Origin of the sequence: Chryseobacterium sp. Leaf394 (genome assembly GCF_001424105.1) — a bacterium.
GTDB lineage: Bacteria > Bacteroidota > Bacteroidia > Flavobacteriales > Weeksellaceae > Chryseobacterium.
The window spans coordinates 1,328,422-1,349,363 of record NZ_LMQH01000011.1 but is presented as its reverse complement, the minus strand read 5'-3'; the positions used below and the strand labels follow the sequence as shown (position 1 = coordinate 1,349,363).

Sequence of the window (20,942 nt, the reverse complement as noted above, 5' to 3'; positions counted from 1 at the left end):
GATTTGAAATTCTTTTGAATATTTTATAGGAATTCAGATTGTCAAGAATTCAGGTTATAAGATGATTTGAAATTTGAAATTTGAGGTTTGAAATTCTTTTGAATATTTGTAAGAATTCTGATTGTAAACAATTCAGATACATAAAAATCCCGGAACTTTTAAAGTTTCGGGATTTCTTTTTATTTCTAATTTTTACCAGTCTGAGGATCTTCTCCTTTTTTCAATCATTCCATCCACGGAAAATCTTCCGGCTCCCAGTGTTATAATAATCACGTAAATTGAAAGGTATAATAAACTTGATTCTCTTTTATCAAAAGGGTCTTCACCGTGAACTACAAATGCAGCAACTGACATTGTGAAAAGCAGAAATCCGGCAGCAATTCTTGTAAACAGTCCAAGGATAATGAATATCGAACAGACAAATTCTGCAAAAACCGTTAATCCTAATGAAATTTTTGGACCTAATCCTAAAAAGTCGAAAAACTTGATATCTCCTCCGTCAATCAATGTCTGAAGTTTCGGATAACCGTGCGAAATCATGGCAAATCCTATGAATAATCTCACAACGAGAAGAACGATATCGAGAATAAGTGGATTAGTTTTTAAATTTTGATAGCTCATCTACTTAAAATTTAGTTTAAAGATAGCAAAAAATGTACTAATACAACGATGGATAGTGAGTCTTTAGTTTATCTGTATCCAAAATTCTTCAGATCCCTGTCGTTTTTACGCCAGTCTTTTTTCACTTTTACAAAAAGGTTCAGATGAATTTTTTTGGAGAAAAACTTTTCAAGATCAATTCTGGCTTCAGTTCCAACCTTTTTGATAGCCTCACCTTTATGTCCGATGATAATTCCCTTTTGGGTGTCTCTTTCTACGTAGATAATAGAATCGATAAAGATAATTCCCTCTTTTTCTTTGAACATTTCTGTAACGACTTCCACAGAATAAGGAATTTCTTTATCATAATTCAAAAGAATTTTCTCTCTGATGGCTTCGTTGACGAAGAAACGCTCAGGTTTGTCGGTGTACATATCTTTGTCGTAATACGCCGGACTTTCGGGCAACATCGATTTTAATTTCGGTAAAATGACATCAAGATTAAATGCATTTAGTGCAGAAATAGGTAAAATTTCAGCCTTCGGAATTCTCTCGTGCCATTCGGTCGCTATTTTTTCCAAACCTTCCTGGTTGGTCTGGTCGATTTTGTTTAAAAGTAATAAAACGGGAACGGGAATTTTATTTAATTTATCAATTAAAAATTCTGACTGTTCGGCTTTATCGGTAACGTCTACGATGAAAAGAAAAACGTCTGCATCCTGAAGAGAATCTTTTACAAAATCCATCATTTTTTCCTGCAAACCGTATTTCGGATCTAAAACTCCGGGAGTATCAGAAAATACAATCTGTAAGTCTTCTTCATTATAAATTCCAAAAATTCTATGTCTGGTTGTCTGAGCCTTTTGTGTTACAATCGCCAGCTTCTCACCCATCAGCTGATTCAGAAGGGTAGATTTTCCGGCGTTTGGCTTTCCAACGATATTTACAAATCCTGCTTTATGCATATAAAAAAATTAATCCGCTGTTATTACGATTTGCAAAGTTAGTAAAAACAAAATTGGTCTTTCAGACAATATTATTCAGATTTCTAAAATTGATTATTTTTGGGGAGAGATTGGGGTGCAGGTTGCGAGGTAGAATTGGATACGGGTTACGAAGTGCTGGATGCAGAATGAATTATTTAAAATATATTTTTTTAACTGAAAACACTTATCGAAATTTAAATACAGATTCAAAACTTCGTAACCCGAATCCCGAAACCCGCATCCCGAAACCCGTAACCAGAAAACCCCGAAACATCTAATGACCATTGACAAAATAATTGATACCATTTATCCGCTTCCTGAAATTTCCAGGGAAAAATTGAAACAGTATATTTCAGAAGTGAGCTTTCCAAAAGGTTTTTGTTTAATGGAAGCTGATAAAGTGGTGCCTTATATTTACTTTTTAAAAAAAGGAATTGCCCGAGCTTACGCTTCAACAGAAAATAATGACATTACGTTTTGGTTTGGAACGGAAGGCGAACCGATTGTTTCCATGAAAAGTTATGTGGAAGGAAAGCCTGGCTACGAAAGTATTGAGCTTCTTGAAGATTGTGAACTGTATCGGCTCGAAATCTCAAAATTAAAAATTTTATTTAATGAAGATATTTACATCGCCAATTGGGGAAGAAAATTTGCAGAACGTGAACTGATAAGAACTGAGGAGCTGATTATTTCGAGACAGTATAAAACGGCCCTGGAACGGTATAAAGATTTAATGAAATACAAGCCTTACCTCTTGCAGAGAGTTCAGTTAGGGCATATTGCATCGTATTTGGGGATGTCACAGGTGAGTTTGAGCAGGATTCGGGCGGAGATGAAGTGATTGAGTTGGAGAGTTTTATGGAAAATACTTTTTTTAACAATTGTAAAATTTTAATTGATTTTAAAATCTCAATTTTGACGGATAAATTTAATTAGAATGAACTGGATTATTTTAATCATCGCAGGATTATTTGAGGTGGCCTTTGCATCGTGCCTCGGAAAAGTGAAGGAAACTTCCGGAAACGAAATGTACTGGTGGTTCGGAGGATTTTTAGCTTGTCTTACAATCTCTATGCTTCTCCTCATCAAAGCTACCGAAACCTTACCTATCGGAACGGCTTACGCTGTGTGGACCGGGATCGGCGCTGTAGGAACAGCATTGGTGGGAATTTTTGTCTTTAAAGATCCTGCAAGCTTCTGGAGGATATTTTTTATCTGTACATTAATTGGTTCTGTGATTGGTTTGAAGGCTGTCAGTCACTAATGACACGAATTTTGACGGACGACACGAATTGTAAAGAAGTGTGCAAGTTTAAATGAAACAATAAACAATTAAGCAAATTGGCACTTAAAATAAAAACGGCCTCAGAATCTGAAGCCGTTTTTTTATTTTTTTGAAACGACAGGTAGAATTTCGTTTTTCCTTAAGCCGTATTTTTTTATTTCTTCATCAGAAAACTGTTGAGAGTAGAAATTGATTTCAGTTTCAAATCCTGCGGATTTTAAACGGTCAAAATAATCCATTCCGTACCAACGAACGTGGTCATACTGCCCGAAATGTTTTTGTCTTTCTTTCGGATCGGTAATCGTGAAATCTTCATATGTTTTTTCAAGTGAATTCTTCATTGGCACCTGCAAAATCCCCCAACCTCCAGGTCTCATCACACGGTACAGCTCACTCATCGCTTTTGCATCATCCTGAATATGTTCCAAAACGTGATTACAGAAAATGATATCAAAACTTTCATCCGCAAAAGGAAGATCCAGAATATCAGCCTTAACATCAACGATCGGCGAAAAAAGATCAGCAGAAATGTAATCCAGATTTTTCATCTTTTTAAATTTCCTCAAAAATTCCTGTTCGGGAGCGATATGCAGAACTTTATAGTTTCTGGTGAAAAATTCGGTCTCATTCTGAAGATACAGAAACATCTGACGGTGTCTTTCAAGACTTAAAGTTCCTGGTGACAGAGCATTTTCACGTTGAGTTCCGTATCCGTACGGAAGAAATTTTCTGTAAGACCTGCCATCAATAGGATCGAAAAACCGGTCACCTTTAAAAAACTGATAAATCAGCGGACGTGCCCAAACACTCATCTGAATAAGCATCGGACGGGGAATTTTGTTGAGTAAAAGTTTGGTTAGCTTTTTCACTATGTATTTGTGTTACAAGCTGCGAAGCAGCGGAATATTGGTAGAAAATTTAAAAGAAAATTAAAAATCCAGTTGAAAAGCTTTCTCTTCATCACTCACAATTCCCAATGCTTCATAAACATACTCAAATGTCGATAACAACACCGGTTTGCCATTAATTACCGCAACATCATGCTCAAAATGGGCAGAAGGTTTGTTGTCAAGAGTCGTCACTGTCCAGCCATCACTGTGGAACTTCACTTTTTCAGTTCCAAGATTAATCATTGGCTCGATGGCGATTGTTAAACCATCTTTAATGACTTTACCACTTCCCTGTCTTCCGTAGTTGGGAACCTGAGGATCTTCATGCATCTTTCTTCCGACTCCGTGACCCACCAGTTCTTTAACGACACCGTAACCCTGTTTTTCACAGTGGTTCTGGATGGCATAAGAAATATCTCCGATTCTTTTTCCTCTCACACACTGTTCGATTCCTTTGTACAGAGATTCTTTGGCAACTTTCAGTAATTTTTTGGTTTCAGGATCAACCTCTCCGATTTCAAAAGTGTAGGCGTGATCTCCTACAAAACCGTTGAGGATAGCGCCACAATCTACAGAAAGTACGTCTCCTTCCTTGATTTCTTCTTTGCTCGGAAAACCGTGTACCACCTGATCATTAGGCGAAATACAAAGTGAATACGGAAAACCTCCGTATCCTAAAAATGCGGGCTCAGCACCGTGATCTTTGATAAAATCGTGAGCCAATTTATCTAAATGAAGCGTCGTAATTCCTGGTTTGATTTCTTTTGCAATCATTCCCAAAGTTTTGGAAACCAGTCTTGCGCTTTCTTTCATCAGACGAAGCTCGTCTATATTTTTTAAATGAATCATTAATTAGATTTGAGATTTAAGATTTGAGATTTGAAATTGTTAGTGAGAATAATCTCAAATTTCAAACATCAAATTTCAAATTATTATTACCAGAAAAGTCCTTTCTTTTTTTCTCTCTTCAGTTTTGAGTAGGCTAAGACTTCGCCTCCTTCTACACGGAATTCAATTCTTTCTGTGATGATATTGTAGATTTCTCCCCAGCCCGGAAAACCGCCGATATTTCTGTCGTCGATGAACCAGTCAGCATCAATTTTTCTGGATTGTGTGGCAGAATCAAATACCTCACCTTCAAAACTTGAGTTTACAGCATAGAATTCTACACCGTTTTTTCTGCAGAATTCAATGGCATCTTCCAGAGCGGGACCGTGACGGTACGTCCAAAGAATCAATCTATATCCTTCAGACTGTAACTTTTTTAAGGTTTCAAAAGCAAAAATTTTAGCTTTCCCTACCGCCGGATAGGCATCTTCCACTACTGTTCCGTCAAAATCTACTGCTATTTTTTTATTATTCATCTTTTATGTATGATTTAGCTCGGCAAAGATACTAAATAAAATAAAAGAGTGCTGCATTGCTGCGGCACTCTGTATTTATAAAAACTGTTAAATCGAAATCTAACTTTTAACCCAATTAAACTGAAACTGCAGATCCGGAGTAGAAATTCTGTCTGTAATTTTCTGAAGTCTTGACGGAAGTTTCATTAAATATTCCTGAGCTTTTTCGGCCTTTTCTGTAAGTCCTGTGATGTGCTCAATTTTCCATTCATCCAACAAATCTTTCATAATATTGATGTAGTCCTGACCTGTGTAGACCATACATCTCTGTGCTGCATCTGAGAAGTGTCCCCAAAGTTCGCCAGCTGCCTGACCAGACTGTCTCATCATGTGAGCCGGCATCACGATTTTTTTACGCATCATATCTTCAAATGCCAAAATCATTTCCGACGGATCTAATTCTAAAATTTTTGCAACAAAATGCTTGTATGCTTTAGCGTGTCTTGCTTCATCAGCCGCAATTACACCACACATCTTCGCCAGCTTTCCGTTCCCGGTCTGTTTTGCCAAAGTTCCTACTCTTCTGTGCGAAACGTTGGTTGCTGTTTCCTGAAAACTTGTATAAACAAAGTTTCTGTAAGGATCCATACTTGTTCCGATATCAAAACCATCACTGATCAGATATTGGGTAGTGATTTCCATCTGTCTCATATTTACCCTTCCACACAGGTAAAGGTATTTTCCGAGAAGGTCACCGTGTCTGTTTTCTTCGGCCGTCCATGATCTGATCCAGCTCGCCCAGCTCGGTCCGCTCTTTTCCTGATCAATTCCGTCTACGCTCATCAACCATGATTCGTAAGAAGGCAATGCCTCTTCTGTAATACAGTCACCGATAAGCGTTACGAACAAATCATAAGGCATTTCACGAGCGAAAGTCTGAATTTCTTCTAAATCATATTTAAAATCAGCACTTGACGGATCCGGAAGATAATCTGAGGGCTGCCAAATTTTTTCGATAGGGGTCAAAAATTTATCAAGAAAAGAGCCCACTTCCTTTTCCAAAATTCCCATTACTTCTTTCCTTACCAAGCTTTGATACATTCTAAATTGATTTATTTGAGTTGCAAAGATATGATTTAATTTATTATTTGTAACATAATATACAGTTCGTTATGATGATTATCATAAAAGACCGCTGTTTGTACAACGGCCTTTATGCATTTATATTGCTGTATATTTTTCTAACTCACAAGAATATCTCCCGTCATGATTGCGGGAATCTCCACACCCATCACGTGCAGAATTGTTGGAGCTATGTCGCCGAGTTTTCCTTCTTTGAGTTTCCATTCATGATCTTTATCCATCACAATCAGAGGAACAAGATTGGTTGAATGCTGTGTATTCGGGGAACCATCGACATTTCTCATTACATCAGAATTTCCGTGGTCTGCCAGGATGAAAACAGCATAACCATTTTCGTAAGCAGTTGTAGCAACCTGTTCAATACATTTATCCACCGTTTCGGCAGCTTTTACAGCGGCTTCAAAAACTCCGGTGTGCCCTACCATATCAGTGTTTGCAAAATTTAAACAGATAAAATCTGCAGATTGATTTTTAAGTTCAGGCAAAATAACATTGGTAATATCGTAAGCTGACATTTCAGGTTTTAAATCGTAGGTCGGAACATCTTTCGGGCTTGGGCAAAGCAATCTTCTCTCACCCTGATATTCTTCTTCCCTTCCACCGCTAAAGAAAAATGTAACGTGTGGATATTTCTCCGTTTCTGCAATTCTGATTTGTGATTTTCCGTTTCTCTCCAGAATTTCACCCATTGTTTCCTTTAAAACATCTTCATCGAAAACCACTTTTACATTATGATACGTTTTATCGTAATTGGTCAGTGTAACATAATATAAATCCAGTTTTCTCATCTGGTAATCCGGCAAGTCGTGCTGACAGAGAACTTCAGTAATCTCGCGACCGCGGTCTGTACGGAAATTGAAGCAAATCACAACATCGCCATCCACCATTTTCGCCACCGGAACAATATTTCCTATCTGTGTTTCTTTGGTAAGGATGATTGGTTTGATAAATTCGTCTGTGATATTGTCATTATAAGATTCCTGAATTGCTGACAATGCATCAGTAGTTCTGAAGCCTATTCCTGAGCACATTGCATCATAAGCCAGTCTCACACGCTCCCATCTTCTGTCTCTGTCCATTGCAAAATATCTTCCGGTAACCGTTGCCAGTTTTCCGGTGGTCTGAGCCATATGCTCCTGCAATTCTGAGATAAATTCCAAACCTGAATGCGGATCACAATCGCGACCATCCGTAAATGCGTGAACGTAAACGTTTTCATTTAAACCAAAATCTTTGGCGGCAGACAGAAGTCCTTTTAAGTGATTGATATGAGAATGCACGCCACCATTGGAAACCAAACCGATGAAGTGTACACTTTTATTTTCTCTTTTAGCATAATCAAAAGCGTCAACAATTACCTGTTCGTGACCGAGCGTCCCGTTTTCTACAGCCATGTTGAGTTTCACCAGATTCTGGTAAACAACTCTTCCGGCACCCAAATTCATATGACCTACTTCAGAATTTCCCATTTGTCCTGCAGGAAGACCTACGGCAAGACCGCTGGCTTCAAGCGTGGTGTGTGGAAATTTCTGGAAACAGCTGTCCATAAACGGTGTGTTGGCCTGTTCAATAGCCGAAACTTCAGGATTCAGACCGATTCCCCATCCGTCAAGGATTGCTAATATTGCTTTTTTTGACATTCTTTGAAAATTTTAACAAAACAAATTTATCCATTTATAAATGAAAATCCGAATTTGTGGTGCTTAAATTTTGATTAATGGCTGTTAAAACTAAAGATTAAAGACATTTCTAATTGTAATATTATTAAATTTAGTAATTACTAAATTTAAGGTATGATAAAAATTAAAAAATACATTGTTATAAGTTCAGCATTATTTCTCTTTGCCTCTGTATCATGTAATTATCATAAAAAATCAAATAAAATTGAAAATGTATCAGAAAATCTATCTGATTTACAAAACATATTAGATGTTTCTAAATTCAAACCACAAAAAGTTAAATTTCAGCACATTTATATTGATAATTCTAAAGGTATTCTTGCGGGACCTTCCGATCGTTTTATTCAGGCTGAAATGCTTTATGATAAAAAGAAGATTGATTCATTAAAAAACACTGTCAGTAAGTCAGAATCTAATTCACAATTCATGGAGATTAATGCTTTTTTAAATAATTGGTTTGACCATAAAACTTCTGATGAACTTATTAAAAGTCAAAATAAACTAAAAGTTTATGATGATTTCCTCTTTAATACAAGCGGAAACATTGTTGTATTAGATGATAAAATTTTATACAGAAAATAGCAGTTAATTAGAATCAGCATTCTATATTCTTATTTGAAGAGAATTTTTTAATTTTGCCTTATGGATTTAAGAGACCAACTGAAAAACCTTTTCCCCACTCACGAAGAGCAGGATTTTGAAATGCCCGAAGAAGCTTTTAAACAAAAAGAGCCTTTGGTGTGTAAATTTGAGAAAAAAGGCAGAAACGGAAAACCCGTGACCATAGTTGAAGGCTGGGAAGGCAGCGAGGAAGATTTGAAGAAAATCTCAAAAAAAATAAAAACCACCTTAGGAATCGGTGGTTCTGAAAAGGATGGAACGATTATCATACAGGGTGATAACCGTGATAAAATAATGGATATCCTTAAAGAAATGGGCTTCAAGACCAAGAGGGTCGGCGGATAATCTAGAAATAGATCTGGGTTTCCGGCATTTTTTTTCTGAGGTGTTCTACCTCATCTTTTTTCAATGGATTTCCGTTGAGAATTAACGTTTTTAAATTTTTCAACTTAGTAATTTCCTGTGGAAGAGATTCCAGATTATTATTGGCGACATTTAGACTCGACAGTTTTTTCATATTCTTTATTTTCGGGGAAATTTGCGTGATTTTGTTCTCTCCGATGTTTAAAAATTCTAGGTTTTTTAAATTTAAAATAGATTCAGGAATTGCCGTAATGGTATTTTTCTGAAGTTCGAGGTATTTTAATTTCTTTGGAAATTCAGAATCATTCAAATCATTGATTTGATTTGAAGAGAGATTTAAAAACTGCAAATTTTTTATTTGGTCAACATCAGAAACGCTGCTGATCTGATTGCTGTGAAGATTGATTTCTTCCAAACCCGAAATTTTGGTCAGTGCCGGTGGAAAAATATTTAAATTATTGGCTTCAAGATGTACGGCTTTCAGATTCTGAAGTTTTGAAAATTCAGGATTAATGGATGTCAGCTGATTCAGATTCATTGAGAATGTCTTCAGCTTCTGAAATGCTGAAATTTCATCCGGAATGTATTTAATGTTATTTTCATTTAAATATAAAATTTCCATTTCCTTTAAGGTAAAAAGAACCTCATCTATTTTTTCAAAATTATTGGCCATCAGATTCAGAAAGAAAATTGAATTTAATTTTGAAATCTGAGGTGGTAAATTGAAAAGTCCTTTATCTCTGAAACTCATGCTGTAGACGGTTTCTCTGGATTGTAAAGCTGCGTCAATATCTGTATATGTCGGATATTTTACAGGATCGATCTGCGCATTCAGTTCAGATAAAAAAGATATAGAAATTACAACCAAAAGCTTCTTCATAATAAAAAAAGGCCACCGGAAAAATCCGGCAGCCTTATAAAAAAATTAGTATTATTTTTTAAGAATCTTCGCAGTCTTCTGGAATCCTTCTGCTTCAATATTTAAAACTAAAACTCTGGAAACATTCAGCTCATTAGTTAAGTCTAATTCAAGCTGACTTGTTGATCCGCTGTATTTCTTCTTAAACACAATCTTTCCGTCGATGCTGTATGCAGTGATTTCAAGGTTTTTCAGTGCTTTTGGAGAATTGATTTTTACAATTCCTGAAGTTGGGTTTGGTGCTACGGTAACCTCTGTTTCTTTGATTACTTCGCTTGTTGCCAAAGATCCTGCATTTCCTAAGAATTGTGAAAGTGCCACCACGACCGTTGCGGATTTTCCTCTGTAGTCGATGGTATTTCCTGTTGCATCAATATCTGTACTGATTGTTGAGTTCGGATGCTGAATACTGAAGAAACCAAATTTCTTATCCGGTGTGAAAGTAAGACCTGTAGGCTCCGAACCTGCCGGCATTGAAGCAAATAATCTCACATTTGGATTGGCCTGCGTATGGTCCGGCCCGATTACCCAGATATAGTTTTTACCGCCATCCTGAAGAACCCAGAGATTTCCCAGTTCGTCAAAAGTAAGGTTGTCGTTTCCGTCTCCCCATGCCTCAGTTTTAATTCCCTGAGCAGTGTTGAAAGAATAAACAGTTGACGCTCCTCCTACAAATGTTTCTACGTTGGAAAGTGTCATTCCATTGTCTGTCATTCTGTACACTTTGTTTAAACCTTTTGCTGTAAAATAAACCTTACCGTCAAGAGGACTGATTTCCACGTCTTCAACTCCGTTGAACGCAGTTCCGCCAAGAGACTGTGCCAAAGCTGTCGTATTGTTTTGGTTAGCCTGCGTTTTATTTGGAATCTGAATCCACTCTCCAGTGGTTGCTACAGGATTTCCTCCGCTCAGTCCGCTGGTCAGTTTTAAAACATATAAGTTTCCGGAGGTCAGATCATTTGGAGTATCCAAAACATATTTGTACACCATGTTGGTTCCGCCATCTTCACCATAATAAGCGACTGTTCCTGCATCATTTACCACCACATTTTCGTGGTTCATGATTCCCATTTGCCACAGTTTATCTTTTGTGCCGTTGGTATTATGAGACATCACCTGAGCTGTTGCAGGATTGATCTCTACCAGCCAACCATAATCTTTGTAACCGTCGGCATTGGTATCAGCTGAAGTTACAGATTCTTCTGCCGTAACCACAGTTCCCCATGGTGTAATTCCTCCTGAACAGTTTCTGATGGTCTGCACTAAGCTTGTACCAGAAAAACTTACCGCTCTTGATCTCGATAACTGCCAAAGTTTTGTAGTTGGGTTGTAATTTACTTCAGCCATCGTCACTCCTCCAGGATTGGTCTCGTGGTTTACAGATAAATATCCGTCTACACTGCTGTTATTTTTAGCTACATAAGCTGTAAAGTCATTTTGTCCACCTACTAATCCTCCGCCTTCTGTATAGCTGTCTCCTTCTTTTAAAATCAGCTGATATTTGTGTTCAGCAGGGATGATAAGCTTTGAAGTCTGTGTTGTTGGAATAATAGATGTAAAACAGCTGATGTGTGTACCTGTGTTGCAACTTACAGGAGGCGCCACTACAGTTGAGTTTTGAATATAAGCATCCATTCTCAAGTCTGAACTGGTCAAATCTCTGTTATGAACTTCAATAGCAATTCTGTTGGTTCCCTGTACAAATTTATTTTTAGGAATTACAAACGTGTTGTAGATATTTTCTGCAGCTCCGTCAATAATAGTACTTGAAAAAGTATCGTGAGTGATAGTACCTGTCGGCATATTGTCTCTTACAACTTCCTGCCCGTTCAGATAAACCACAATTCCGTCGTCTCTCATCACGCCTAATTCCATATTAGCAGAAAGGTCAGCTAAATTGGCTGTGAAATCTTTGGCAAAATAAGCAGTCGCTAAACCAGAATTGATTGTTGTAGTTACCGGATCTCCATAACCTAATGGTCCGTTTCCTGTTGTCCAAGCTGCAATATTATAGTTGGAATCTTTCCACTGTGCTGCCTGAGGCTGATTGTCGTCTTTGTAGCTCCAGGATGAACCCTGAATTAATACAGAACCCAATGGCTGTGGCGGAACAATCGTTTTTAGATAAGCATCAATCGTTAAATCAGAACTTCCAGCACTTCTGTTGTGTAATTCAATAGAAATTCTGTTATTTCCCTGTACAAACTTGTTTTTAGGAATAGTAAAAACATTGATTGCCGTTTCTGCAGCACCATCAACTGTAGTTGAAGAAAAAGTTCCGTGAGAAATTACTCCCGCAGGCATATTGTCTCTTATTACTTCTTCGCCGTTAAGATAAACCACGATTCCGTCGTCTCTTCTAACGCCAAATTCCATAGTGGAGGTTAAATCGGCTAGATTTACTGTAAAATCTTTAGTAAGATAAGCAGTATCAACTCCCGATACAAAAGCTGTTGTTACAGGATCTCCGTAACCAAGCGGTCCGTTTCCTGAAGCCCATGTAGAAACATCGTAATTGGCATTTTTCCATGTTGCAGGAAGCGCAACATCTGCATCATTAAACTTCCATGAACTCTGCAATCCGAAGATTGTTGTCTGTGCCTGAACCATTGATGTCGTCATCAAAGCCAAGGCTGCAATCGTAAGTAGTTTTCTTTTCACTTTTTTATTAAATTATCATTTTTCAAGTGCAAAACTATCTGTTTCCTGATGGCTTTGCGTTACGCTATCTTTAATTAAACGGCGATGAATATTAATAAAACTGAAATCGAATGTTACGCAGGTTAAATTAGTATTAAATCAGAAAGTAATGTCCGTTTTTACTCACAACGCAAAAATCAGCATTCATTTTGGCATTCCGGAGGAATCTAAACTATTGTGAGGTAAAGTTATATCTATGAAAATGTTATTTGTAATTATCCGTATGTCGAATGATATTCTTGCCTTGTCGAATTCTATTGTTGTATTGTCGAATAATATTCTTGCTTTGGCGAACTTAGTTTTTGCAATGTCAAACAATATTTTGCTTCCAAAAAGTATATTCTTGTATCCAGAAAGTATATTCTTACATCCCAAAACTATATTCTCGCTTCCCAAAACTATATTTTCGCATTCCAAAACTATATTCCTGCATCCTAAAAGTATATTCTTGCATCCCAAAAGAATATTCTTGCATCCCAAAAGTATATTCTCGCATCCCTAAAGTATATTTTTCCTTCCTAAAAGTATATTCTTTTATCCCAAAAGTATATTCTTACACCCCGAAACTCTAATCCCGTATCCTTAAATTGTAAATTTTAAAAATCAACATCAATAGATAATCACTTTCTCTTCACCTGAGTTTTAGCCTTGCTGATATCCGTCAAAGTATTCAGAAAACTGATCAGATGCTTCTTCTCTGCCTCAGAAAGATTGAGTTTGTCCGCAGGAAGTGTCTGGTTTTTCATGGGCAATCCCAAGCCTTCTCCTCCACCTTCATTGTAAAATTCAATTACTTCTTCCAAAGTATTGAAAGCCCCGTTGTGAAAATAAGGTTTCGTTAAAGCAATATTTCTTACGGTCATTGTTTTAAAAGAATTTTCATAAATCCACGAACTTTCTTTTTTCACATTTGAATTAATCCTTCCCTTGTCGTCATCCAATTCCACAGGTAAAACTGAAATCGGTTTCTTTGTTACTCCTAAAACTTCAGATTCATTTTCATTAAAAAAAGGTGGGACCAATCCTGAAAAATGAGGGGCAAAATGACAGGTTGCACAGTTGGCTTTTCCCATAAAAAGATTAAATCCTTTCTTGGCATCCTCAGAAATTTCCTTTTCATTTCTCATAAAACGGTCAAAATCACTTTCAAAGGAATACAGTGAAGCAACAAATGAACTTAAAGCTTTCGAAAAATTCTGTTTTGTAATCTTTTTGTCTTTAAATAAAGTTGAAAAAGATTTCTTATAGTTTTTATCTGAATTTAATTTAGCAACTATCTTTTCATAATCCGTATCAAATTCTTCCTTGTTATAAATCACATGTTCTGCCTGCTGCTCAAGGTAAAAAGCACGCATGTCATAGAAAAATCTTTTCGCAAAAACCGCATTGTAAAGTGAAGGCGAATTTCTTAATACCGTTTTTCCTTCAACATTGCTCAGTGATTTTGAATTTAAATCAGTGTATGCATTTTCCGGCAAATGACAGCTTGCACAACTCATCTTTCCGTTCGCACTGAAATTGGTGTCATAAAATATCTTTTCGCCCAAATCTCTCAATTCCTGACTGTCTTCAGAAGGTTTCAGTAAAGTATAAAAATACGGATCAAAAAAATCGGCTTTAAAAAAATCTTTGTTGGAAACATTCCATCCTGAAAAGTTTTTGAGATCATCCGGTCTGCCATCCCATGTACCGAACTCTTCATACAAAGGCTGAACGAAGTTTTTATAAAATATAATACGGTCAAAAGTTTCAAAATCATTATTTCTCCCTAAATATTGAATGGTCTGATCTAAAATCTGAATGGCTTTTTCAGTTTTAAAACTTTTAAAATAAGCATCATCCGAAATATAATTTTTCATTCCCAGAAAAGCGTGAGCAGACTCTTCAGAAATATTTAAAGATCCCGGCGTATCAAAACCAGTCACTCCCAAACTGTAGATTCTGATCAGTTCGATTCTGAGGGGTAACGTTTTATTGGTTCCGCTGCTTACTCCGTTTTTCAAAGTACTCAAATAAAAATTAGCGTAACTGTTATAGAGAAAATTGGTGATGGTTTTTATCTCTTCCTTTTCATTTTCGGCTTCATCAGAAAAAATCAATTCGTCTAAAACCTGCAGCCCTTCTGGGGGTAAAGTGAAAGCAGTTGTTCCTGCTGCTTCGATATGAAAAAGCGGTGCAGCATTAAGATGGGTTTTGGTAAATTCAGGATAGTGATAGGCTACAAAAAATTCGATTTCCTTAAAAGAATTTCTGGTCTTTCTGATGGTTTCACGCAGCTTCCCCACTGTAATTCTTTTTTCTGAAAAAAGTTCGGCATCATTTTTCAGATATTCAAGTTCGATTTTGAAATTGGTAAGACCTTGGTTGATATATGTATTTTCGGTTTTTAAACCTTTGTCAGCATCATTAAAAGACATGGAAAATAATACAATCAGAATAGCTGGAATAAGTATAAAGTAAGATCTCACGATTTTTTTACCGGCAAATGTACCTTCTTTGAATTGGTAACATTTTAACGATAAATTAAATAATGTTTACATTTCGTTTACATCAATTTTAGTACTTTTAGAAACAGAAAAATAAATATTATGCTTAATCAACTTGCAGCTTCAGAACTTATTCTCAATGAAGACGGAAGCATTTATCATTTAAATCTTTTACCTGAAGATATTGCCGAAAAAATAATCCTCGTTGGCGATCCCGACCGTGTGGCAAAGGTTTCAAAACATTTCGACAAAGTAGAAATCAAAAAAAATAAGAGGGAATTTTATACCCACACAGGAATTTTAAGAGGTGAAAGAATTACCGTAATGTCTACAGGAATTGGTACTGAAAACATAGATATCGTGATGAATGAGCTCGATGCTCTGGTCAATATCGATTTAAAAAAGAAAGAAATCAAAGCTGAAAAAACTTCGCTGAAACTTTTCAGAATGGGAACCTGCGGAAGTGTGAATCCCGAGGTGGAAGTAGACAATATGCTCGTTACTCAAAACGTTGTCGGTCTCGACGGACTGATGAATTTCTACAAAGATTATCAGTTTGAAAATGAATTTTCGAAAAGTTTTTATGAAAAATTTCCCTACGAAAGGATAAAACCAATGCTTTATTTTTCAGAATGGTCTGAAGAATTGGGCGAACTTTACAAAGACGCAAAATACCACGGAAATACAGCAACTTTCCCGGGCTTCTATGCTCCACAAGGCAGACAACTCCGTTTGAAGTCCACAGACGAACAGTTTTTGGAAACTTTAAATGATCTGGGAATTACCAATTTTGAGATGGAAACTTCTGCTATCTACGCTTTCTCTCAGCTTTTAGGTCATAAAGCCATTACCGTAAACAATGTAATCGCCAATAGACGAAGAGGCGAATTTTCAAAAGATCATCATGCTTCAGAACAAAATCTTATAGAATGGGTTTTGGAAAGGGTTGTGAAATAAGTTTAATTCCCGATACTAAAAAAATAATTGCAACTTTAGACTTACATAAAATAAAAAGGATTTCAAATGTTGAAATCCTTTTTGATGAAATTAATTGGGGCAGTTTTTTTCGTATTCCCTTACGATGCCGCCATAGAAATCAAGGTAAGCCTGAAGCATGTACTGACCTATCAGTTCCTGTGTGCCGTTATATCCTAATTTATCTTTCTTAGCATCTTCATAAGCCTTTTTTCTGATCCCTTTAAATCTTGCAGCAATTTCTTTTTTGAATTCTTTATCTTCAAGTTTAGCATCAAACTGTTCCATATATTTCAGGAATTCGGGACAGTCTCTGCCGGCGTACTTAAATGCTTCCGCCATCTTATCATAAAGTGATCCTGCAAAAAGTCCCATCTTATCGTAATCCACAGGCATTACAGCAAAATCGTCCTTTGCATTTTTGATATAGATTTTAGAATAGACATAGTTACAGGCTGCACCTGTGCAGATAGTAAGATTTGAACCGAAAATCTGTAATTTCCCATCATAAAGCAGCGGCTGAAACGATCTTTTTTTCTTGTCTGAAACCTGACCGTTTTTATCGATATATTTCATGTCCAGTCTTTCAATGGCATTCACTACATCATCATGGTCATCATAAATTTTCACCAGTTTCACTTCATTTGCACCAAATTTTTCATCGGCTGATGTTTTCGTTTTTTTATAAACAAAATTGTAGATATCATCCTTATCGAAAAAGCCCGGATAAGTACCGTTGGGATAAGTATAACCTACAAAAAAACCATCTGTTTTGGAGCCATCAGCTAAAATAAATTCAACTTTAGGAAGATTTTTAGACTGCTGTTTGCCATAATATTGCTGTGAAAAAACCTGTACGCTGTAAATGCACGTTACAAGAATGAGTAGTTTTAGTTTCATTGATTATCAGTAATTTTAAATTATAGTCTTTACAAAATATTTTACGGTTCAAACATAAAGAAAAATTATGATTATTTGTAAATATTTTACGAAAGCTGTATCTATAGGGAAATAATCTTTGACTTTTAATAAAAATTTCATTAAAATTATCATTATTTGGAAATTAATTCACCTTAAAACACTAAGTTTAATGTATATCACTATAAATGTAAAAACCTCAAAATCATGTGTTTATTTGACATTTTATATTTACAGAGGACATTAAATCCGGAAAAAAAATTATCAAATGGCACGTGAGATTGGGACAATTTTAAATCGTAAGTTATCTGAAGAATATTCCTATACTCCCGCTTCCTTTTAAAATTCATTCACTGTCACAAAAAAATGTCCGTAATAAAGACTCGCCGCAGCACCGGAAATATTGGTTACATTAATTCTGATGTTGGAGGCGGAAGTGTACCTCGGATTTGAAACTGCAAAAGTAGAATTACCGGGAAAATCTCCTGCAGGCGAAACCACAATGCTTGCTCTGCCCGAGCTGATCTGTGCCGCAGCAGGAACTGCAATATCAATTTCGGCAGAACCTCCGGCAGAAAGATTGTAGATGGATACGCCCGGCCAGGTTTCAAAACTTACTATATTTTTTATAATACTTCCTTTCTCACCCAATTTAAACTGTCCGTTAACATCGAGTTTAGCTGAAGTATTCGGTGAATTTGTTCCAATACCGATATTAGCTCCTGAATTTCCCAGAACAATTGCATTGGCCTGAGTTGTCGCAGCACCATATCCTATCGCAGACGAATTTTGCCCTGTAGCAGACGCTCCGGAACCTAAAGCCGTTGAGTTTTGCCCATTGGTCACTGTATTGTAACCGATTGCAGTCTCACTGTTGGAATTTGTTTTTGAATTGTAACCAAAAGCAGCTGACTGAAATCCTGCCGCAGTTGAATTTGCTCCTACTGCAGTGCTTTCGTTGCTGGTAGACTTCGCATTTTGCCCAACAGCAGTTCCGCTTTGAGACGCCGACGTTCCCGTTCCCAACTGTACAGAATTATTGGTTCCCAGCCTTCCTGCGTATGTATTATTAACTTTAAAAATCAGATCATCGAAGGTGGAAGTTCCAAGAGACATGGCTGTACCTGCTCCGGAACTGCTGCCTGAATTATTTCCAGTGGTGTTCCAGCCGGATGTTGTACCGATTCCTGTTGTGGTATTTCCTGTTGACAAAATATTCCATTTGGCATTGTCCCAATAGTATAAACCAGCAGGGCTGAAGCCGCCTGTACCGTTATTCCAGATAAGAAGTCCTGCTGCCGGAGACGGAATCGTGATATTGTCTGTTGATGATGTAAGCGCAATGCTCGTCAGCAGAAGACCTTTGTTTGTACTGTTAAGGTGAAGAATTGATGACTGGTCTGGTGTGGTGGTGCCAATGCCGACCTGCCCATAAACCGTACTAAAAGAAATCAGAAATAAAGCTGAGAAGGAAACTATCTTTTTTTTCATTGAAGTTCATTTGAATTTTGAAGGTGCAAATATATTTAATTATTTGAGATAAAATAATTAACATAAATCAATTTTTAACTGATTAGCATAAAAAATTTATTAAATATTCTAATTTATAAAGAATTTTAATCAGATGAGACTTGACACAATGAATAATTATTTTGAGTGAAAATTCTGACTTTTTATAAATTACTTTTTATCATAACAGACCGACAAAATTAATTTATGACAATTTTAACATTTGCAGAACTTTCTTAGGAATGCTTATTGTTTAAATATAAAATATAACACCTTAAATAATTAAATATAATGGAAAATCAAGATTACAACAAAGCAGAAAACGCAGTAGACAACACCAAAGATTCTTTGAAAAACACTGCAGACAACGCAAAGTGGAAAGTTGAGGATTTAGCAGACAGAGCTAAAGATTATATCAACGAAAGAAGAAATAACGACGAGGAAGCAACAAGCGAAGGCTGGCTTGAAAGAGCAAAAGAAAAAGCTGGAGATACCTGGGAAGATATCAAGCAGGGAGCAAGCGATGCCTGGGAAAAAACCAAAGATGCCGCAGAAGATGTGAAGGCAGAATGGAATAAAAAAACAAATTAGAATTCAGTCATATAAATATTTCAAAAAAAACGAAGCCTTTTAAGTAAGGCTTCGTTTTTTATTATGCTTACAACACAAATAATCGTTACATTTGTGGATTAATAAACATTAAAATACTATGTCATACGGTTTACTTAAAGGCAAGAAGGGAATTATATTTGGAGCCCTTAATGAACAATCAATCGCTTGGAAAGTTGCAGAAAGATGTCATGAAGAAGGTGCAGAATTTATCTTATCAAACGCTCCTATCGCCCTCAGAATGGGAGAATTGAATGCTTTGGCTGAAAAAACTGGTTCTGAAGTGATTGGTGCAGATGCTACCTCCATCGAAGATCTTGAAAAACTTTTTGATGCCGCAGTTGCAAAATTTGGTAAAATAGATTTTATCCTACACTCCATCGGAATGTCTATCAACGTAAGAAAAGGAAAACACTATACAGAAATGAACTACGACTGGTTGGAAAAAGGTTGGGATATCTCAGCAGTTTCTTTCCACAAAGTAATGAGAGTAGCTTACGAGAAAGACTGTATGAACGAATGGGGAAGCATCTTGGCGCTGACCTATATCGCTGCTCAGAGAACATTCCCTGATTACAACGATATGTCTGACAACAAAGCATATCTTGAAAGCATCGCAAGAACTTTCGGGAACTATTGGGGACAGAGAAAAGTACGTGTAAACACAGTTTCTCAATCTCCTACTCCAACTACGGCAGGAAGTGGTGTGAAAGGTTTTGGCGGATTTATGGGATATGCGGAAGATATGTCTCCACTAGGAAATGCTACTGCTCTTGAATGCGCGGATTACTGTGTAACTTTATTCTCAGATTTAACCAAGAAAGTCACTATGCAGAATCTCTTCCATGACGGAGGTTTCAGCAGCTCAGGAGTTACTCAGAAGGTAATCAGCAAATATGATGTTGAGTAATCATGGGTAATGAGTAATTGGTAATAAGTAATTTTTCAATTATATATTTAAATCCGGAACTTTTTGTTTCGGATTTTTTTTGATTTTAAACGGAACATTTGACAACTTATAAAATTTAATTTGTTTGGAAACAGTTCCGGCAGAACAATTGCCCTGCCGAAACTTAATAAAAATGTTAATATGAAGTGTGGTTTATTTCTTTCTCTGATAAACTCTCACATAATCAATCTCATATTTCTGCGGAAAAACAGAATCGTCAATTCCTTCTTTTCCACCCCAAAATCCGCCCACGGCCAGATTTAGAATAATAAAATAAGGCTGATCAAAAGGCCATGATTCATACGTCTTTTCTTTATTTTCATAGGTGAAAAACTTCTGATCATCGATATAGACATCAATTTTTTCAGGCGTCCAATCCGCTTTGTAGATATGGAACTTTTCGCTGGCATCTTTTACAAACAAAGTGTCTGTCTTCTGGGTATTGATGATGTGATTATACTTTTTAGTGTGAACCGATGCATGTACAAAACCCTGATTAAAACCGACATGTTCCATAATATCCAGTTCACCGTCATCCGGCCATTCTTTCATATTTTCGCTCATCATCCAGATGGCAGGCCATGTTCCCCGACCTTTTGGAAGTTTTGCACGGACTTCAACTGTTCCATATTGAAATGAAAATTTTCCTTTCGTTAAAAGTCTTGCAGAAGTATAATTATTGTTTTCCCAGTTTTCTTTTTTGGCTTCGATCACAAGGTTTCCGTTTTCTACTCTTGCATTTTCCAATCTGTTTTTGGTATAAAACTGAGCTTCGTTATTGCCATAACCATCGCCACCGACATCGTAATGCCATTTGGTAGAATCAGGCAAGCCTTTGTAATTAAACTCGTCGCTCCAGATTAAATTTCTGCTTAAATCCGGTTTGTTTGAAACACAATTTAATAATGAGAGAACTAAAGTCCCTGCGATGATTAGATGGAAAATATATTGAATTCTACTTTTCATA

The 20,942-nt window shown here is 36.6% G+C and carries 20 protein-coding genes; 7 read left to right on the top strand and 13 right to left on the bottom strand.

Annotation, left to right across the window (positions count from 1 at the left end; all coding sequences use genetic code 11):
• Positions 1–192: 192 nt before the first annotated feature.
• Together ASG21_RS10670 and era are read right to left on the bottom strand one after the other, a co-directional pair.
• Positions 193–621 (bottom strand): DoxX family protein, encoded by a 429-nt coding sequence (locus ASG21_RS10670; RefSeq protein ID WP_056079495.1) that lies wholly within the window; start codon positions 619–621, stop codon positions 193–195.
• Positions 622–689: 68 nt separating this feature from the next.
• Positions 690–1,565 (bottom strand): GTPase Era, encoded by an 876-nt coding sequence (gene era / locus ASG21_RS10665; RefSeq protein ID WP_056079492.1) that lies wholly within the window; start codon positions 1,563–1,565, stop codon positions 690–692.
• A gap of 298 nt (positions 1,566–1,863) precedes the next feature.
• On the opposite strand from era, the gene ASG21_RS10660 reads away from it, so the two are divergent.
• Positions 1,864–2,427 carry a Crp/Fnr family transcriptional regulator gene (locus ASG21_RS10660; RefSeq protein ID WP_056079488.1) on the top strand — a complete coding sequence of 188 codons (564 nt, stop codon included), beginning with the start codon at positions 1,864–1,866 and terminating at the stop codon, positions 2,425–2,427.
• Positions 2,428–2,523: 96 nt separating this feature from the next.
• A complete protein-coding gene (locus ASG21_RS10655) occupies positions 2,524–2,850 on the top strand; it encodes a multidrug efflux SMR transporter (protein ID WP_056079485.1) in 327 nt (108 codons plus the stop codon).
• 122 nt (positions 2,851–2,972) lie between these two features.
• Here ASG21_RS10655 and ASG21_RS10650 read toward each other — a convergent pair whose 3' ends face one another.
• The 5 genes from ASG21_RS10650 to gpmI all read right to left on the bottom strand — a co-directional run bounded on the left by ASG21_RS10650 (position 2,973) and on the right by gpmI (position 7,887).
• Positions 2,973–3,740 carry a class I SAM-dependent methyltransferase gene (locus tag ASG21_RS10650; protein WP_056079482.1) on the bottom strand — a complete coding sequence of 256 codons (768 nt, stop codon included), beginning with the start codon at positions 3,738–3,740 and terminating at the stop codon, positions 2,973–2,975.
• A 60-nt stretch (positions 3,741–3,800) separates the two neighbouring features.
• Positions 3,801–4,610 carry a type I methionyl aminopeptidase gene (gene map, locus ASG21_RS10645; RefSeq protein ID WP_056079479.1) on the bottom strand — a complete coding sequence of 270 codons (810 nt, stop codon included), beginning with the start codon at positions 4,608–4,610 and terminating at the stop codon, positions 3,801–3,803.
• A gap of 86 nt (positions 4,611–4,696) precedes the next feature.
• Positions 4,697–5,125: a hypothetical protein gene (locus tag ASG21_RS10640; protein WP_056079475.1), complete on the bottom strand. Its 429-nt coding sequence runs from the start codon at positions 5,123–5,125 to the stop codon at positions 4,697–4,699.
• Positions 5,126–5,224: 99 nt separating this feature from the next.
• Positions 5,225–6,205 carry an acyl-ACP desaturase gene (locus ASG21_RS10635; protein ID WP_056079472.1) on the bottom strand — a complete coding sequence of 327 codons (981 nt, stop codon included), beginning with the start codon at positions 6,203–6,205 and terminating at the stop codon, positions 5,225–5,227.
• A gap of 140 nt (positions 6,206–6,345) precedes the next feature.
• Positions 6,346–7,887: a 2,3-bisphosphoglycerate-independent phosphoglycerate mutase gene (gene gpmI, locus ASG21_RS10630; RefSeq protein ID WP_056079470.1), complete on the bottom strand. Its 1,542-nt coding sequence runs from the start codon at positions 7,885–7,887 to the stop codon at positions 6,346–6,348.
• 153 nt (positions 7,888–8,040) lie between these two features.
• Here gpmI and ASG21_RS10625 point away from each other — a divergent pair, with 153 nt between their 5' ends.
• Positions 8,041–8,508, top strand: a complete 468-nt coding sequence (locus ASG21_RS10625; RefSeq protein WP_056079467.1) for a hypothetical protein — start codon at positions 8,041–8,043, stop codon at positions 8,506–8,508.
• 60 nt (positions 8,509–8,568) lie between these two features.
• A complete protein-coding gene (locus ASG21_RS10620; protein ID WP_056079464.1) occupies positions 8,569–8,892 on the top strand; it encodes a translation initiation factor in 324 nt (107 codons plus the stop codon).
• Between the two features lies 1 nt (position 8,893).
• Here ASG21_RS10620 and ASG21_RS10615 read toward each other — a convergent pair whose 3' ends face one another.
• From ASG21_RS10615 to ASG21_RS10600, 3 genes are all read right to left on the bottom strand, one after another.
• Positions 8,894–9,790, bottom strand: coding sequence for a leucine-rich repeat domain-containing protein (locus ASG21_RS10615; protein WP_056079461.1), 897 nt, complete (start codon positions 9,788–9,790; stop codon positions 8,894–8,896).
• 51 nt (positions 9,791–9,841) lie between these two features.
• Entirely contained in the window at positions 9,842–12,490 is a 2,649-nt protein-coding gene (locus ASG21_RS10610) for an alkaline phosphatase PhoX (RefSeq protein WP_241773488.1), read from the bottom strand.
• Positions 12,491–13,149: 659 nt separating this feature from the next.
• Positions 13,150–14,997, bottom strand: coding sequence for a cytochrome c peroxidase (locus ASG21_RS10600; protein ID WP_056079455.1), 1,848 nt, complete (start codon positions 14,995–14,997; stop codon positions 13,150–13,152).
• Positions 14,998–15,117: 120 nt separating this feature from the next.
• Between ASG21_RS10600 and ASG21_RS10595 the strand changes: the two genes are divergently transcribed.
• Positions 15,118–15,972: a nucleoside phosphorylase gene (locus tag ASG21_RS10595; protein ID WP_056079451.1), complete on the top strand. Its 855-nt coding sequence runs from the start codon at positions 15,118–15,120 to the stop codon at positions 15,970–15,972.
• Positions 15,973–16,062: 90 nt separating this feature from the next.
• Here ASG21_RS10595 and ASG21_RS10590 read toward each other — a convergent pair whose 3' ends face one another.
• Together ASG21_RS10590 and ASG21_RS10585 are read right to left on the bottom strand one after the other, a co-directional pair.
• Entirely contained in the window at positions 16,063–16,890 is an 828-nt protein-coding gene (locus ASG21_RS10590) for a hypothetical protein (RefSeq protein ID WP_056079448.1), read from the bottom strand.
• Positions 16,891–17,247: 357 nt separating this feature from the next.
• Positions 17,248–18,399 (bottom strand): hypothetical protein, encoded by a 1,152-nt coding sequence (locus ASG21_RS10585; RefSeq protein WP_056079445.1) that lies wholly within the window; start codon positions 18,397–18,399, stop codon positions 17,248–17,250.
• A gap of 309 nt (positions 18,400–18,708) precedes the next feature.
• On the opposite strand from ASG21_RS10585, the gene ASG21_RS10580 reads away from it, so the two are divergent.
• Positions 18,709–19,008 (top strand): hypothetical protein, encoded by a 300-nt coding sequence (locus ASG21_RS10580; protein WP_128414276.1) that lies wholly within the window; start codon positions 18,709–18,711, stop codon positions 19,006–19,008.
• A gap of 118 nt (positions 19,009–19,126) precedes the next feature.
• Complete coding sequence (locus ASG21_RS10575) at positions 19,127–19,936, top strand: SDR family oxidoreductase (RefSeq protein ID WP_056079442.1); 810 nt, start codon at positions 19,127–19,129, stop codon at positions 19,934–19,936.
• Between the two features lie 192 nt (positions 19,937–20,128).
• Here the strand turns inward: ASG21_RS10575 and ASG21_RS10570 are convergent, their stop codons facing one another.
• Complete coding sequence (locus ASG21_RS10570; protein WP_056079440.1) at positions 20,129–20,941, bottom strand: glycoside hydrolase family 16 protein; 813 nt, start codon at positions 20,939–20,941, stop codon at positions 20,129–20,131.
• Between the last annotated feature and the right edge of the window lies 1 nt (position 20,942).